This is a genomic window from Lachnoclostridium sp. An138, assembly GCF_002160765.1.
Lineage (GTDB): Bacteria > Bacillota > Clostridia > Lachnospirales > Lachnospiraceae > Laedolimicola > Laedolimicola faecalis.
The window spans coordinates 23689-40141 of sequence record NZ_NFLF01000019.1; the positions used below are offsets into that span (position 1 = coordinate 23689).

Genomic DNA, 16453 nt, shown 5'->3' on the forward strand with positions numbered 1-16453 from the left:
GAAGGAGGAGTCTGAATGAAAAGAAAAAAGAGAGAACGGGCCAGAAAACGGCTGGAAGCCCTGTTCTGCGCTCTGGTTTATCTGTTTTTATTTCTTCCCATCAGCGTCATTGTGGTAAATTCCACGAACGCCACCACCTCAAAGCCTTATCTGAGCTGGAAGGGGTTTACGCTGGACTGGTATGTGGAATTGTTTGATAATTCCGCGCTGCTGGAATCCTTCGGGAATACCATGGTGATTGCCCTTGTCAGCACTCTGCTGGCGACGGTCATCGGGACCCTGGGAGCGGTAGGCATGTACCGGTATAAGTTTAAGGGAAAAAATCTTCTGGACGGCCTTCTGTACATACCGGTGGTGATTCCGGAGATCGTACTTGGAATCTCCCTTCTGACGATCTTTGCCCTTGTGGATATTCCCAGAGGCATGCTGACGCTAATTCTGGCTCATGTGACCTTCTGCGTTCCATATGTAATCTTTAATGTAAGAGCCAGGCTTGCGGGCTATGACAGCTCCATCGAGGAAGCAAGCCTTGACCTGGGCGCGAACCGGGTACGGACCTTTTTTGAGATTACCCTTCCGGTGCTGGCGCCGGGAATCGCGGGAGGAGCGCTTCTGGCCTTTACGCTCTCCATCGATGATGTGATTATCAGCTATTTTGTAAATGGCCAGACGAAGACCTTTCCACTCAAGGTCATGGAGAGCATCAAGAGCGGCGTGGCGCCGGATGTGAATGCGCTTTCCACTCTGATTCTGCTGGGTACGATTGTACTGGTGGTTCTGACTCAGAGTGATCTTTTAAAAGTAAAAAGGAAAGTGAAAAAGAGGAAAAAGGAGGAAGTATTATGAAAAAGAGATGGATTTGTTCTGCGCTGACACTGACGCTGGCGGCTGGTCTTCTGACAGGTTGCGGAAGCTCTTCCGGAAGCGCGGCCGGAACGGCAGGGGAACTGAATATTTTTGTCTGGACCGAATATGTGCCGGATTCCGTGATTGAGAAATTTGAGGAGGAGACCGGGATCACAGTCAATGTGTCCACCTATTCCTCCAATGAAGATATGCTGGCCAAGGTAAAATCCGAGTCCGAGGGGGCTTATGATGTGGTGCTTCCCAGCGATTATATGATTGAGCAGATGATCGACCAGGATATGCTGGAGGAGCTGGATCAGGACGCGCTTACGAACCTGTCCAATATCGGGGAGGCCTATCTGGACCCCTCCTATGATCCCGGCAACGTCTATTCCGTGCCTTACCAGGGCGGCGTGGCAGCTATCGCGGTCAACACTTCCATGGTGGATATCGATATCACCTCCTATGCGGATCTCTTTGATTCCGCGCTGGCAGATTCCCTGGTAGTCCTGGACGATTACCGGGCAGTGATCGGCATGACGGCCCGCAGCATGGGTTACAGCATGAATGAGACAGACCCGGAGATTCTCTCCCAGATCGAGGAGAAGCTGCTGACGCTGAAGGATAATATCCGTCTGTATGATTCTGACAGTCCCAAGTCCGCGCTGATTTCCGGGGACTGCGCCGTGGGCTATGTGTGGAGCGCGGAGGCGGCTCTGGCCATGGAGGAGAATCCGGATATTGAGATCGTATATCCTGAGGAGGGAGCCTACCTCTTTATGGATAACTGGGCGGTCATGAAAGGAACAGAGCATTATGACGAAGCCATGGAATTTATCAACTTCATGCTGGATTCCGAGGTGTCTCAGATGGTATCGGAGGAGTTCCCGTACCTGAATCCGAATACGGCGGCAGTGGAAGCCATGGGTGAAGAGTATTCCGGAAATGAAGCGAAGAATCCCCCCGCAGATGTTATCGCGGCAGGCGAGTATGTGCAGAATCTGGACACGGACACGCTGGCCATCTATGACGAGATGTGGACGAGGCTGAAAGAGTGACGGCAGAATATTTTACAGCAATCGAGGCGGTATAAATGAGTATTGATTTTCTGTATCTGAGTGAGAAGGATATGATAGAAGCGGGCGTGCTGGACGCCGCCCGCTGCATCGAAGCCATGCGGGAGACCATGTCTCTCTTTGGAAAAAAGGATTTCCTGCTGGGTGGGCCGAGGGCCGACGAGCACGGCCTGCAGGTGAATTTCCCGGCGAAATCCGATATTCCCGGCTTTCCGCTGGATGACGGACCGGACCGGCGTTTCATGGCCATGCCGGCCTACCTGGGCGGGAAATATCATGTGGCCGGGCAGAAATATTATGGTTCCAACAGCCACAATCTGCAGAAGGGGCTGCCCCGCTCCATCCTTATGGTAACACTTTCCGATGTGGATACCGGGGCGCCGCTGGCGGTTATGTCGGCCAATCTCTTAAGCGCCATGCGGACCGGCGCCATGCCCGCCCTGGCTGCGGAGTATCTGGCGAAAAAGGATTCCCGGGTACTCTCTCTGATTGGCCCGGGCGTCATCAACAAATGCGCGTTCCGCTGCTATATGGAGGCCCTTCCCGGCATTGACACGGTGAAGATCAAGGGCAGCACGCCGGAATCCAGATCGGCCAGAGCCATGAAGGAATACATTGAGGCGGAGTATCCGCAGATTAGGAAGATTATCCTCTGCTCCACCCTGGAGGAGGCCTGCAGGGAAGCGGATGTGGTCAGCGAGGCGGTATCCGTGACCAAGGCAGAGATGGAGGAATTCAAGCCGGACTGGTTCGACAAGGGGGCTGCGGTATTTTCCATGGGCAGCTTCTTCGTGAAGGAGTATGAAAAGCTTCTCGGCACGCGGATGGTGGTGGATAACTACGGCATGTATGAAAAGTATATGAGTAATTTTATCGCCAGAGGTCCGGTGGATGAGTTTGGAAAGAAGCGGGAATGGTGCATCATGGGCATGCATTTCGTCCATCTGGTGAATACCGGCCAGGCAGAGAGAAGCCAGGTCCTAAGCCTTTCGGATCTGGTAAACGGAAAGGCAAAAGGCCGGACCTCCGACGACGAAGTGGTTATGTGCAGCATCGGAGGCATGCCGCTGGAGGATCTCTCCTGGGGCTGGGAGTGCTGGCAGGAAGCCCGGAGAAAAGGGCTCGGAACGGTTCTGAACCTGTGGGAGGAGCCCTATATGAAATAAGAAAAACAGGACAGAACGGACAGGAGGAGAACCTTATGGAATATCCCGGAATTGAATTTTTGTACTTAAATGAAGAAGATATGATACGGGCCGGTGTAAAAGACATGAAGGGCTGTATCGAGGCCATGGAGGAGGTTGTCAAATGCCTGAATGCGGGAGACTACTGTATGGGAGGGGAAAACCACAACTCTCATGGCTGTCAGGTTTCCTTCCCGAAGACCTCGCCTTTTCCGAACATGCCGAAGGATGAGGGAGACGACCGGAGATTTATGGCGATGCCGGCCTACCTGGGCGGACCCTTTGATCTGATGGGAATGAAATGGTACGGCTCCAATATGGCCAACAAAGCTCTGGGTCTGCCACGCTCCATTTTGATGGTGATGCTCAATGACAAGGATACGGGAGCGCCTCTGTGCCTGATGAGCGCGAACCTGTTAAGCGCCATGCGGACCGGAGCCATTCCCGGGGTAGGGGCAAAATATCTGGCGAATCCGGATTCAGAGGTCTGCGCCATCTGCGGCCCCGGGGTCATGGGAAGGACGGCGCTTGCGGCCCTGACAGCTGCCTGCCCGAACCTTCGCAGACTGAAGGTGAAGGGACGGGGCAGGGCTTCTCTGGACCGGTTTACCGCTCATGTGAGAGAGACGTATCCCCAGTTCGCAGAAATCGAAGCTGTGGATACGGTGGAGGAACTGGTAAAGGACGCGGATGTGATTGCCTTTACCAACACAGGGGGCACAGATCCTTCCACCTATCCCTTTGTGAAGGGAGAATGGCTGAAGCCGGGCGCGCTGATTCTGGGCTTAAGCGCCTTTGATATGGAGGATGAATTCCTGGCCCGGAAGTGCAGGCTTGTGGTGGATAATATGCGGCTCTATGAGGCATGGGAGGAAGAATTCCCCTACCCTTCCTTTGGAGCAAACAATATCATCGGTTCCAAATTTACCGACATGGCCCACGACGGAAAGCTGGACAAAAAGGAGATATATGATCTGGGTGATATTATCTATGGCCGTCGTCCGGGAAGAGAAAGCCCGGAGCAGATCCTGGTCATGTCCGTGGGCGGCATGCCTGTAGAGGATGTGGCCTGGGGCAAGGTCTGCTATGACAATGCGGTGAGGCTTGGGCTCGGCACAAAGCTGAAGCTCTGGGACCGGCCTGATATGTGCTGAAAAGGCAGGGCCGGAATATGGAACCGGGAGGAGAGAGCGGAAATGAAAGCAAGAATAGATCAGCATCCGATTCTGGGAGAACCGGAGAAAGGAAGGCCGGTGGTCTTTACCTACAATGGGCAGGAGCTTACCGGATACGAGGGCGAGCCTGTGGCTGCCGCCCTGAAGGCGGCGGGAGTCATGGTCCATCGGTATACAAAAAAGGAGCATAAGCCCAGAGGAATCTTCTGCGCCATCGGGCGCTGTACGGACTGCGTCATGATTGTGGACGGAAAACCAAATATCCGCACCTGCATCACGCCTCTCCGGGAGGGGATGAAGGTGCAGACCCAGTACGGCGTGGGCGCAGAGCCTTTCGCGGAGCAGGAAGCGGCGGAAAGGAAGGGAGATTTATGAAACGGTATGATTTGATTGTAATCGGGGCAGGACCCTCCGGTCTCTCCGCGGCAATCGAGGCGGCAAAGAGGGGGCTTCATGTGGCGGTATTTGATGAAAATGGGAAGCCGGGCGGCCAGCTGTTCAAGCAGATTCATAAATTCTTCGGCTCCAGGGAGCATAAGGCAAAGCTCCGGGGCTTTACCATCGGCCGCCAGCTTCTTGCGGAAGCCGACGCGGCAGGCGTGGAAGTCGTGCTGAACGCGGTGGTGATCGGCCTTTACCTGGATAAAGAGGCAGTGGTCCGTCTGGGAGATGAGATCCGCCACTATAAGGCGGACACCATCATCGCGGCCACCGGCGCTTCAGAAAACATGGTGACCTTTGAGGGCTGGACCCTGCCGGGCGTCATCGGCGCAGGCGCAGCCCAGACCATGATGAATCTTCACGGCGTCCGCCCCGGAAAACGGATTCTGATGCTTGGCAGCGGAAACGTGGGCCTGGTGGTCAGCTTTCAGCTTCTCCAGTGCGGCTGTGAGGTGGCTGCTCTTGTGGACGCGGCGCCCCGCATCGGCGGCTACGGCGTCCACGCGGCCAAGGTGGCCCGGACGGGCGTGCCCTTCTATCTGTCTCATACGATTGTGAAGGCAGAGGGAGAGGATCATGTGACCGGAGTGACGATTGCGCAGGTAGATGAGAAATTCCAGTTCATTCCCGGAACCGAGAAGCATTTTGATGTGGATACCATCTGTCTGGCAGTGGGCCTTTCCCCTATGTCCCAGCTTCTGAAGATGGCGGGCTGCCGGATGGAGGACAATCCGAAAAAGGGCGGCCAGGTGCCTGTCTGCGATTCCTATGGGGAGACCAGTGTGCCGGGAATCTTCGCAGCCGGAGATGTGTCCGGCATTGAGGAGGCCAGCTCGGCCATGATCGAAGGCCGGATCGCCGGGGCGGCAGCGGCCTGCCGTCTTGGTTTTATAACAAAGGAAGAGCTGGAAGAGGCCAGCAGCGCGTACCGGGCTTCCCTGTCTCAGCTCCGCCAGGGAATGTTTGCCCCGGAGAACAGGGGAAAGCTTCTGGAAAAGACAGAGGAGGGCGTGGATATCTCCATGAATCTTCTGCGGAAGGGATATCTCCTGGATGAAGAGGTGGAAAAGTATCCCGGTGTGACGCGCCGCAAAGGGATTCATCCGGTGATTGAGTGTTCTCAGAACATTCCCTGCAATCCCTGCCAGGACGCCTGCGCGAAGGGCTGCATTCAGGTGGGGAAAAAGATTACTTCTCTTCCGGTGGTGGACGGGGAGCATCCCTGTATCGGCTGCGGGATGTGCGTGGCCTCCTGCTCCGGGCAGGCGATTTTTCTGCTGAACGAGGATTATGACGAGACTTCCGCCACAGTGACGCTGCCCTGGGAATTCCTTCCGGCGCCGGAAAAGGGCGCAAAGGGCACGGCTCTGGGAAGAAACGGAGAGCCGGTCTGCGAGGCGGAGGTGCTGGAGGTCAAGACTGCCAGAGCCTTTGACCAGACTCGGCTTCTGACCATGCGGATTCCGAAGGAATATGCCATGAAGGCCCGGTTCTTCCGGGCTGCGGAAAGCGGGGTGGGTGCATGAACCAGGTAAATGACAGATCAAAAGATTTGGGGCCCATGGTTCCCCAGCCGGATGATGACCGGATCATCTGCCGTTGCGAGGAGATTACCAAAGGAGAGATTCGCCAGGCGGTCCATGACGGAATGTTTACGCTGACAGAGATCCGCCGGTATCTGCGGACTGGTATGGGGCTCTGCCAGGGCCAGACCTGCGCGAAGCTGGTGAAGGGAATCGTGGCCCGGGAGCTGGGGATATCCCCGGCAGAGCTGGAGCCTGCCACGTCCCGGGCACCTGTGCGTCCCATCGAAATGCGGGTATTTGCAAAGGAAGGAAAGGGGGATGGAGCGGATGAGTAACTGCGCGGAAGTGATCATTATAGGCGGCGGAGTCATCGGCTGCGCCACAGCCTATTATCTGGCAAAGGAAGGGACCTCCGTGATTGTGCTGGAGGGCAGTGACCACATCGGAAACGGCGGGTCCAGCCGGAACGGCGGCGGCGTGCGCCAGTCGGGCCGGGACCCAAGGGAGCTTCCTCTGGCCATGTACGGTATCCGGACTCTCTGGCCCCATCTGTCGGAAGAGCTGGAGACGGACTGCGAATACCATCAGGACGGAAACCTGCGTCTCGGGAAGACGGAAAAGCACAGAGAGATACTGGAGGGCCTTGCGGACCGGGCCAGAGCCTGCGGCCTGGATGTGCGCATGATTGACGGCGACGAGGTGCGCCGCATCAATCCCCATCTTTCCCATGAAGTAACCGTGGCAAGCTGGTGTCCCACGGACGGCCACGCAAATCCTCTGACTACGACACTTGGCTTCTACAAGATGGCCCGCAGGCTGGGCGCGCGGTTTATCACCGGGGAGCCTGTGACGGAGCTTCGGACAGTAAAAGGAAAAATCAGAAAGGTGATCACGCCGAATAACGTATATGAGGGAGAACAGGTGCTGGTGGCTGCCGGCCTTCACAGCCGGGAGATTCTCGGAACGGTGGGCATCGACGTGCCTATGGACGGTTCTCTTCTGGAGGCCCTTGTGACTGAGGCAGAAGCCCCCATGTTCGATCAGATGCTTGGCACGGCGGACGCGGACTTTTACGGCCACCAGACGAAGCACGGTTCCTTTGTGTTCGGCGGTTCCTCCGGGCTGGAGCCCTTTTATAAGGACAACGGGACGCCGGTCACCAGCAGCAGGACGGCCCCCTGCATCTGCCGTGGCATTATGAAATATTTTCCTGAACTGGCGGACGCCAAGATCGTCCGGACCTGGGCGGGCTGGAGCGACCGGAGCGCGGACGGGGTGCCGGTGCTGGGCGCCGTGGATGAGATTCCCGGCCTTTACGCAGCCTGCGCTTTTACCGGCCATGGCTTTGGCATCTCGCCGGCGGTGGGAGATCAGCTGGCGAAGCTGATTCGGACCGGCAGCACAGATGTGGATTTAAGTCCTCTGCGGTACGACCGGTTTCACGCGAAGATATAGAAGAATACAGGGCTCCGGCCGCGAAAATGAGAGAAAAAGGAGCGGTTTTCATGAATAATTTCAGATTTTATGCTCCCACGGATATCCGCTTTGGAAAGGGGCAGGCAGACTGCCTGCCGGAGGAGCTTGGGAAATACGGAAAAAGAATTCTGATGGTGTACGGAGGAGGAAGCGTCAAAAGGTCCGGCCTCTATGACAGGCTGCAGGAGCTTCTGAAGGAGTTTGAGATCTTTGAGCTTCCGGGCATCGAGCCGAATCCGAAGATTACTTCTGTGCGGAAGGGCGTGGAGATCTGCAAAAAAGAGCAGATCGATGTCATACTGGCGGTGGGCGGAGGCAGCTGCATCGACGCCTCCAAAAACATTGCCTGCGGGGCATTCTATGAGGGCGATCCCTGGGATCTGGTGCTGGACCGGACCAAAATCACGAAGGCGCTGCCGCTGGCCGTGGTACTGACGATCTGTGCCACAGGCTCTGAGATGAATAATGGCGCCGTCATCAGCAATGAGGAGACGAATGAGAAGCTGGAGATGGGAGCCGATGTGCTCTATCCAAAGATTTCTATCTGCGATCCCACATATCTTTACACCCTTCCGCCTGCGCAGACGGCAGCCGGAACTGCCGATATCATGTCCCATGTGCTGGAACAGTATTTCCAGCCCTGCGATACAGCCTGGCTGACGGACCGGCTCAGCGAAGAGGTCTTAAAGACCTGCATCCGCTACTGTCCTGTGGCGCTGGAGGAGCCGGAGAATTACGAGGCCAGGGCGAACCTGATGTGGGCCAGCACTCTGGGGCTTAACCATATTCTGACAGCAGGGAAGGGCGGGGCCTGGTCCTGTCATCCCATGGAGCATCAGCTCAGCGCCTTTTATGATATCACTCACGGAGCAGGACTGGCGATTCTGACGCCCGCCTGGATGCGGTACGTGCTCTGTGACCGGACCGCAGGCCGTTTCGCGCTCTATGCGAGACAGGTCTGGGATGTGGAGGCTGAGGACGATTACCAGGCGGCGGAAGAGGGAATCCGCTGCACGGAGAGCTTTTTCCGTAAGATCGGCCTTCCGTCCACCCTGTCTGAAGTGGGAATCGGCCGGGAGCATTTTCGGGAGATGGCAGAGAAGGCTGTGGAGGTCAGCGGGATCGCCACACGTTCTTATTATCATCTTGGCGCGGAGGATATTGTAAAAATTTTTGAGAGCTGCCTGGGCTGAAAAGCCGTGCAGCTCCCGGAGTATCCGAGCGGTTCCCGGAATGCCCGGACAGGGACAAAGACCAGGAGGAAACAGTATGAGAAAGGTGACGGCGGCAGTGACCCAGATGGGCTGTTCCCGGGACCGGGAAGAGAATCTGCAGAAAGCGGAAGGCCTGGTCCGGCAGGCGGCGGAGCAGGGGGCTCAGATCATTCTTCTGCAGGAACTGTTTGAGACGCAGTATTTCTGTCAGACGCAGAACTTTGCATATATGGATCTGGCCCGGCCGCTCTCCGAGAACCCGGCCGTGAAGCGGCTTTCCGTCCTCGCGAAGGAGACGGAGACTGTGATTCCGGTCAGCTTTTTTGAACAGTACGGAAATACAGCGTTCAACAGTGTGGCTGTCCTGGACGCCGACGGAAGCGTCCTGGGCGTTTACCGAAAGACCCATATACCGGACGGCCTGCCCTATGCGGAGAAATTTTATTTTACGCCCGGAGATACGGGCTTTCGTGTCTGGAATACCAGATACGGAAAGATAGGCGTGGGAATCTGCTGGGACCAGTGGTTTCCGGAGGCGGCCCGGAGCATGGCTCTTCTGGGAGCGGAACTGCTCTGCTATCCCACGGCCATCGGCTCGGAGCCAACACTGGGAATTGACTCAAAGGCTCACTGGCAGCGCTGCATGCAGGGACAGGCGGCAGCCAATCTGGTTCCCGTGCTTGCGTCCAACCGGATCGGCACGGAGACAGAAGGGGAAAGCTCTATGAATTTTTACGGCTCTTCTTTTATTACAGATGAGACTGGCGGGATTGTGGAAGAGGCGGACAGAACCACGGAGACGGTGCTCGTTCATGCCTTTGACCTGGACCAGACTGCCCTGCGGCGCAGAGAATGGGGCGTATTCCGGGACAGAAGGCCGGAAATGTACGGAATTCTCATGACCCACGGAGAAGGCTGAGCAAAAAATCCAGATGACAGGGGCGTCCCGGGCACAGGAACTGTGTTCCGGGACGTCTGCGTCAGAGAAAGAGAGGGAGAAAAAATGGCAAAAAGAATCTGGAATTCCACACCGAAAAAGGATGGCTACCGGATGCCGGGAGAATACGAGGCTCAGGAACGAATCTGGATGATCTGGCCGGAGAGAGGGGACGTCTGGAGAAACGGAGCCCTGCCTGCCCAGAGAGCCTTTGCGGAGGTGGCAGAGGCCATTTCCCGCTTTGAACCGGTCACCATGCTGGCTTCGGACGGGCAGTATGAGAACTGCCGGGCCATGTGCCCGCCGGAGGTCACAGTGCTGGAGCTTTCCTCAGACGACGCATGGGCCAGAGATGTCGGCCCGTCTTTTTTAGTTGACGGAAAAGGCGGCCTCAGGGCCTGCGACTGGACCTTCAATGCCTGGGGAGGCCTGGTGGACGGTCTCTATTTCCCCTGGGATAAGGACGACCGGACGGCAGAGAAGATCTGTGAACTGGCAGGGGCAGACTCCTACCGGACGGAAGGCTTTGTGCTGGAGGGCGGCTCCTTTCATGTGGACGGGGAGGGAACGGCGCTGACGACGGAGATGTGCCTTTTAAGCCCCGGACGAAATCCGTCCCTGACGAAAACGGAGATCGAAGAGAAGCTGAAGGAATATCTGAATCTGGAAAAAGTGCTCTGGCTGCCGGACGGGATTGATCCGGAGGAGACGAACGGCCATGTGGATGACGTGGCCTGCTTCGCGCGGCCCGGCGAGGTGGTCTGCATCTGGACGGAGAATCCTTATCATCCCTTTTATGAAGCGGCGCATAAGGCGTACCGGGCTCTGGAAACCATGACAGACGCCAGGGGACGCAGGCTGAAGGTGCATAAGCTCTGCTGTCCGAAGCGGCCGGTACGCATCGGAGAGAATTTTCAGCTCCAGGTATCCGGAACCGCAAAACCCCGGAAGACCGGAGAACTCTGCATCGCCTCCTACGCCAATTTCCTTCTGGTAAACGGAGGGGTGATCGTACCCCAGTATGGAGATGAAAATGACGCGCTGGCACTCTCCCAGCTTCAGGCCATCTTCCCGGAGCGGAAAGTTGTGGGCGTGGATACCCGGGAAATCGTCTATGGAGGCGGCAATATCCACTGCATCACCCAGCAACAGCCCAGGCGCGCAGACGGAACAGCCGAGGAAGCTGCAGCCAGTCCGGAAAATAGTATATAAAACACAGAAACCTCATAATCCGGACACAGAAAAATCACAGCTTCAACAAAAAACGAACACAATATTTTTTTATAATTAATTTTAACAATAAATGGAAGGACAAAGCCTGGTCCAAGCCGCAGCCCGGCATGGAACAGGCTAAAATCTGTAAAAATAAGGAAATGATGAGGAGCTGTTTGTGAAGCTGTGGGAATCCAGAAAAAAGAACCAGGAAGGTGAGGAACTGAAAGAACTGTTTCAGAAAGAAACGCTGCAGGAAGAAGAGAGTTCGGAGGAACCGTTTTCAGACAACGGTACGTCCAAAAAAGAAAATCCCGTTCTCCGGTTTCTGAAAGCTGTAGGAAGAGGGATAAAGGGTGCGGGAAGACGCATCGGGCGTTTTGCGAAAAAACACAAAATTCTGACCGTGCTGATTGTCCTGATTCTGACAGCTGCCATCGTGGCGCTGGCTGTCTGGCAGAGCAAGAGCCGCAGGCCTCAGATGCAGCAGACCATGACAGTGGAGACAGCCACTGTCGAGAGGATGGATTTGACAAATTCCATCGGTGTGACGGGCACGCTTGCCACGGCAGAAGGAAAGTCAGGAACTACGACACTGGAAAATATTGAAGTGACGGCAGTTTATGTAGAGGTGGGAGACGAGGTACAGGAAGGCGATATCATCTGCACCTTTGATTCCTCGGATATCGAGAGCGCCCTTGCAGACGCGCAGAATAATTACGCGGTCAACCAGCAGATAGATGCGCTCGATAATTATGAGACACAGTATACGGAAACCGTGGAAGAAGCGGAGGAGTCTCTGCAGGATGCCAGAGATACGAGAGATGCCTACAGAAACGCTTATGAAGACGCGGTAGAAGCGGAGGAAGCCGCCCTGAGCGCGCTGAACGAGGTACAGAGCCAGTACGACACGGAAGCATTGAAAAGCGCGTATGATAACGCGGCGGCCGCGTTGACGGACGCTCTGGAAGAGGCTATGGCCGCAGAATCCTCAGATACAGGGGCAGACAGCTCTACTGGCTCTGAAGAACAGGGAGAGTCAGGAAATTCAGCTTCCTCAGAAGGAAGTCAGATCATTGATCTGGAAGGCTATCTGAATTCCCTTACCACGATTCCGGAAAGCTGCTCGGATGAGAAGGAGGCTTATGATTCCGCGAAATCTGCCTATGAGACAGCGGAGAAAGCCATAAGCGACGCCCAGACGGCCTATGAGCAGGCCCAGGCGAATTCTTTATCCGCTTACAGCGCTTATGAACAGGCGCAGTCTCAGAAAGAGAGCGTGCAGGAGCAGTATGATACGACGGTAGAGCAGGCCCAGGAGACTTATGAGCGGGCTCAGCTGGAAGAGCAGCTTATCACAGAAGATGACGGGCTGAATCAGATAGAGAGCTATGAGGAGCAGCTGGAAGACTGTACGGTATACGCGTCCATGACTGGCACCATTACAGCGCTGAATGTGGAGGAAGGCGGCGTCTTTACCGGCGGCACCATTTATGAGATTCAGGACGTCCACAACTTTATTGTGGAAGCTACGGTAGACGAATATGATGTGGTGGATATTGAGGAAGGGCAGACAGCTTACATTGTGACAGATTCCCTGGGAGATGAAGAGCTGGAAGGTGAAGTCACCTATGTGTCTCCGGTGGGAACAAGCGGGCAGACGATGGGTTCTGCCAGCGGCACAGCCTCTTACGAGATCCAGATCACCATAAACGAGCCTCAGGAAAAGCTGCGCTCCGGCATGACGGCTTCTGTCAGCATAGCGCTGGAGGAAAGCAGGGATACGCTGGCAGTGCCCTATGACTGCGTGCAGACCAATGAAGCGGGAGAGAGCGTCATCTATGTGGATAACAATGGAGAACGGAAGGAAGTCGTGGTGGAGACCGGCATCGAGACGGATTATTACATCGAAGTCAGCAGCGATGAAATTTCGGAAGGAATGATGGTTTATCTGAGCACGCCTCTTGTACAGAGCGGAACGGGCGCGGGTACAGAAGGCGGAACAGAGGAAGAAGGAACGGGACTCTTTGAAGCCGGCGGTTCAAAGCAGCTCAGGCAGAAATATCATCGAACTGAAAGGCATCATCAAACGCTTTTACATCGGGCAGCCCAATGAACTGGAAATCCTCCATGGCATAGACTTAAGCGTAAAAGAAGGAGAATTTGTATCGATTGTAGGCGCCTCCGGCTCCGGAAAAACGACGCTGATGAATATCATCGGCGTCCTGGACCGACCCACGGAAGGAGAATACATTCTGGATGGTGTGGATGTGGCGAAAGCAAAAGACAGGGAGCTCTCCGGCATCCGCAATCAGAAAATCGGCTTCGTGTTTCAGACCTACAACCTGATCAGCCGGACCAGCGCCCTGCGGAACGTGGAACTTCCGATGATGTACGCGGGAGTGGGAAAGAAGGAGCGGCAGGAGCGGGCAAAGCATTATCTGGAAATGGTAGGCATGCAGGACCGTATGACCCACAAGCCCGACGAGCTCTCCGGAGGACAGAAGCAGAGAGTCTCCATCGCCCGCGCCATGACCAACAATCCGTCTATTATCCTGGCAGATGAGCCCACAGGAGCGCTGGATTCCAAAACAGGACGGAGGATCATGGATATCTTTCACAGGCTCAATCAGGAGGAGGGCAAGACGATAGTCCTGATTACCCATTCCAACGAGCTGGCGGAGGAGACACAGCGTATCGTCACGCTGAAGGATGGAGAAATCATCGGAGAAAGGAAGGGCAGCGCCGTATGCTGATTGGTGAAAATATTCTTCTGGCTTTAAGCGGCCTTCTGGCGAATAAGATGCGGGCTCTTCTGACCATGCTGGGAATCATCATCGGCATCGCGTCCGTCATTGCGATTATGAGCGTCGGCAATTCCATCAGCACTTCTGTGACCAGTTCCATGGAGGACATGGGCGTCAACAACATTACGCTGGGAGTTTCCCAGAAGAGCACAGAAGATACGGTGACCTCCGACGGGCGCGTATTCGCAGGCGTATCCAGAGGCAGTGAGATGTCGGATGAGGATTACATTACAGACGAAATGCTGGATGCCATGAAGGAAGAGTTCTCGGATTCCACTGCCAGCATTCTGCTGAGCGAGTCTGCCGGAAGCGGAACGGCAGAGGACGGCGATCTCACGGCGAATGTAAGCATTACCGGCGTAAATTCTGATTATCTGGAGTACGAGGAGCTGACGCTGCTGGCAGGAAGAACGCTGACAGACCGGGATCAGGAAAACGCGAAAAAGGTAGTGCTGGTGTCCGACAGGGTGGCGGATAATCTGTTTGGCGGTGATTATAACGCGGCGATTGGCAGTGAAATCAATATCTATGTCAGCAACCGCTATTATACCTATGCGGTCGTCGGCGTTTATGAATATGACGATTCCGGTTTTTCCACAGAATCGGAAGAAGATGTGACTACGACCGTGTATCTTCCTCTGGAGGCGGCCAGGGAGCAGAATCATTCCAGTACAGGTTATTCCCAGCTTACGATTGTGACGGCTGCCGGCGTGGATTCCACGGCGCTGTGCGACGAGCTGGAGACCTGGTTCAATAACAATTATTACCGGTCCAACGACAGCTTTGAGGTGACAGCCAGCAGTATGGAAAGCATGGTATCTTCCATGACAGATATGCTGTCCACCATATCCATCGCAATCTCAGTGATCGCGGGAATCTCTCTTCTGGTGGGAGGAATCGGCGTCATGAATATCATGCTGGTATCCATTACCGAGCGGACCCGTGAGATTGGAACGCGGAAGGCTCTGGGAGCTACCAACGGTTCTATCCGCCTGCAGTTTATCATGGAGTCTATTGTAATCTGCCTGACCGGAGGGTTTATCGGAATCATCCTGGGACTGATTCTGGCGGCGGCAGCTACGAACCTGCTGGGTTATGTAGCCAGCCCCTCGGTGGGAGGCATTATCTTTTCTGTGACCTTCTCAATCCTGATCGGCGTATTTTTCGGGTATTATCCGGCCAACAAGGCGGCGAAAATGAATCCCATTGAAGCGCTGAGGTATGAGTAAAGATGGCGTATGCTATAAGAAAAATAGAGGAGTTCCGCTTGTATGTGGAACTCCTTTCCGCTATAATAAAAAAATAGAAAAAAACGAAAAGGAGCGGAATTTCTATGCAGGGATTTGAGTATTACACACCGACAAAGGTGGTATTTGGAAAGGAAACAGAAAATCAGGCAGGAGCCCTGGTAAAGGAGTTTAAGGGAACGAAGGTGCTTGTCCATTACGGGACAGGCAGTGTGAAGCGCAGCGGTCTGCTGGACCGGGTGCTTGCCTCACTGGATCAGGCGGGGATACCTCACGTGGAGCTTGGGGGCGCTGTGCCGAATCCGCGTCTTTCTCTGGTATATGAAGGAATTGAGCTCTGCCGGAAGGAGGGCGTGGATTTCATTCTGGCTGTAGGCGGCGGAAGCGCCATCGATTCCGCGAAGGCCATTGCCTATGGAGTGAAGGATGAAGGAGACGTATGGGATTTCTACGCGAAAATCCGTGTCCCGCAAGATGCTCTTCCGGTGGGAGTGGTGCTGACTCTGGCAGCTACGGGCAGCGAGATGAGCAATTCCTCTGTGATTACCAACGAGGACGGCTGGCTGAAGAGAGGCTGCAACTGTGATCTTTCCCGTCCCCGTTTTGCCATTATGAATCCGGAACTTACCTATACGCTGCCGGAATATCAGACCATGAGCGGCTGCGTGGATATCATGATGCACACGCTGGAGAGATGGTTTTCCCATGAAAAGGATACGGAACTGACGGACTATCTGGCGGAAGGCGTGCTGAAGACGGTGATGCATCAGGCGAAAGTGCTTCTGACTGATCCGGAGAACTATGAGGCGCGTTCCGAGGTGTTCTGGGCGGGAAGCCTGTCTCACAACGGACTGACCGGCTGCGGCCGCGCGGGCGACTGGGCCTGCCATCAGCTGGAGCATGAGCTGGGAGGCATGTTTGACGTGACTCACGGAGCAGGCCTTGCGGCTGTGTGGGGAAGCTGGGCCCGCTATGTATACAAATCCGACGTGGACCGTTTCGCCAAACTGGCGGTGGATGTGCTGGGTATTCCCTATGACTACGCAGATCCGGAGCGGACGGTTCTGGAAGGCATCGAAGCCATGGAGGATTTCTTCCGTTCCATTCATATGCCGGTGAGCATTTCCGAGCTGGGCGTGGAACTGACCGACGGGCAGATTGAAGAACTGGCCTACAAGTGCAGCCATATGGACAAGCGCACCATCGGCGGCGTACAGAAGCTGGACAGAAAGGATATGGCTGAAATCTACCGGATGGCGAGATAAAAACAAAAGAGAGTATTGCATTTTACCCTCCTCTGTGATACTTTATA

General features: G+C 55.2%; 15 protein-coding genes. All 15 read left to right on the forward strand.

Features of this window, described 5'->3' with window-relative positions; translation table 11 throughout:
- Positions 1 to 15: 15 nt before the first annotated feature.
- Complete coding sequence (locus B5E82_RS14010) at positions 16 to 846, forward strand: ABC transporter permease (RefSeq protein ID WP_087308173.1); 831 nt, start codon at positions 16 to 18, stop codon at positions 844 to 846.
- A complete protein-coding gene (locus B5E82_RS14015) occupies positions 843 to 1904 on the forward strand; it encodes an ABC transporter substrate-binding protein (protein WP_087308174.1) in 1062 nt (353 codons plus the stop codon). Before B5E82_RS14010 ends, B5E82_RS14015 begins: the two co-directional genes overlap by 4 nt.
- Positions 1905 to 1939: 35 nt before the next feature.
- Positions 1940 to 3088: a tyramine oxidase subunit B gene (locus B5E82_RS14020; protein ID WP_087308175.1), complete on the forward strand. Its 1149-nt coding sequence runs from the start codon at positions 1940 to 1942 to the stop codon at positions 3086 to 3088.
- 35 nt (positions 3089 to 3123) lie between these two features.
- Positions 3124 to 4260 (forward strand): tyramine oxidase subunit B, encoded by a 1137-nt coding sequence (locus tag B5E82_RS14025; RefSeq protein ID WP_087308176.1) that lies wholly within the window; start codon positions 3124 to 3126, stop codon positions 4258 to 4260.
- A gap of 42 nt (positions 4261 to 4302) precedes the next feature.
- A complete protein-coding gene (locus B5E82_RS14030; RefSeq protein WP_087308177.1) occupies positions 4303 to 4656 on the forward strand; it encodes a (2Fe-2S)-binding protein in 354 nt (117 codons plus the stop codon).
- Positions 4653 to 6248: an FAD-dependent oxidoreductase gene (locus B5E82_RS14035; protein ID WP_087308178.1), complete on the forward strand. Its 1596-nt coding sequence runs from the start codon at positions 4653 to 4655 to the stop codon at positions 6246 to 6248. The genes B5E82_RS14030 and B5E82_RS14035 overlap by 4 nt, the downstream gene beginning before the upstream one ends.
- Entirely contained in the window at positions 6245 to 6583 is a 339-nt protein-coding gene (locus tag B5E82_RS14040) for a (2Fe-2S)-binding protein (protein ID WP_087308179.1), read from the forward strand. Before B5E82_RS14035 ends, B5E82_RS14040 begins: the two co-directional genes overlap by 4 nt.
- On the forward strand, positions 6567 to 7703 hold the full coding sequence (locus tag B5E82_RS14045; RefSeq protein WP_330398381.1) for an NAD(P)/FAD-dependent oxidoreductase: 1137 nt from the start codon (positions 6567 to 6569) through the stop codon (positions 7701 to 7703). The genes B5E82_RS14040 and B5E82_RS14045 overlap by 17 nt, the downstream gene beginning before the upstream one ends.
- A 50-nt stretch (positions 7704 to 7753) precedes the next feature.
- Entirely contained in the window at positions 7754 to 8917 is a 1164-nt protein-coding gene (locus tag B5E82_RS14050) for an iron-containing alcohol dehydrogenase (protein WP_087308180.1), read from the forward strand.
- Between the two features lie 76 nt (positions 8918 to 8993).
- Complete coding sequence (gene aguB / locus B5E82_RS14055) at positions 8994 to 9857, forward strand: N-carbamoylputrescine amidase (RefSeq protein ID WP_087308181.1); 864 nt, start codon at positions 8994 to 8996, stop codon at positions 9855 to 9857.
- An 84-nt stretch (positions 9858 to 9941) separates the two neighbouring features.
- Positions 9942 to 11087, forward strand: coding sequence for an agmatine deiminase (gene aguA, locus B5E82_RS14060; protein WP_087308209.1), 1146 nt, complete (start codon positions 9942 to 9944; stop codon positions 11085 to 11087).
- 178 nt (positions 11088 to 11265) lie between these two features.
- Entirely contained in the window at positions 11266 to 13203 is a 1938-nt protein-coding gene (locus B5E82_RS14065) for an efflux RND transporter periplasmic adaptor subunit (RefSeq protein ID WP_087308182.1), read from the forward strand.
- Entirely contained in the window at positions 13115 to 13843 is a 729-nt protein-coding gene (locus B5E82_RS14070) for an ABC transporter ATP-binding protein (RefSeq protein WP_087308183.1), read from the forward strand. Before B5E82_RS14065 ends, B5E82_RS14070 begins: the two co-directional genes overlap by 89 nt.
- Positions 13837 to 15123 carry an ABC transporter permease gene (locus tag B5E82_RS14075; RefSeq protein ID WP_087308184.1) on the forward strand — a complete coding sequence of 429 codons (1287 nt, stop codon included), beginning with the start codon at positions 13837 to 13839 and terminating at the stop codon, positions 15121 to 15123. The genes B5E82_RS14070 and B5E82_RS14075 overlap by 7 nt, the downstream gene beginning before the upstream one ends.
- 104 nt (positions 15124 to 15227) lie before the next feature.
- Positions 15228 to 16406, forward strand: a complete 1179-nt coding sequence (locus B5E82_RS14080) for an iron-containing alcohol dehydrogenase (RefSeq protein WP_087308185.1) — start codon at positions 15228 to 15230, stop codon at positions 16404 to 16406.
- Positions 16407 to 16453: the final 47 nt, after the last annotated feature.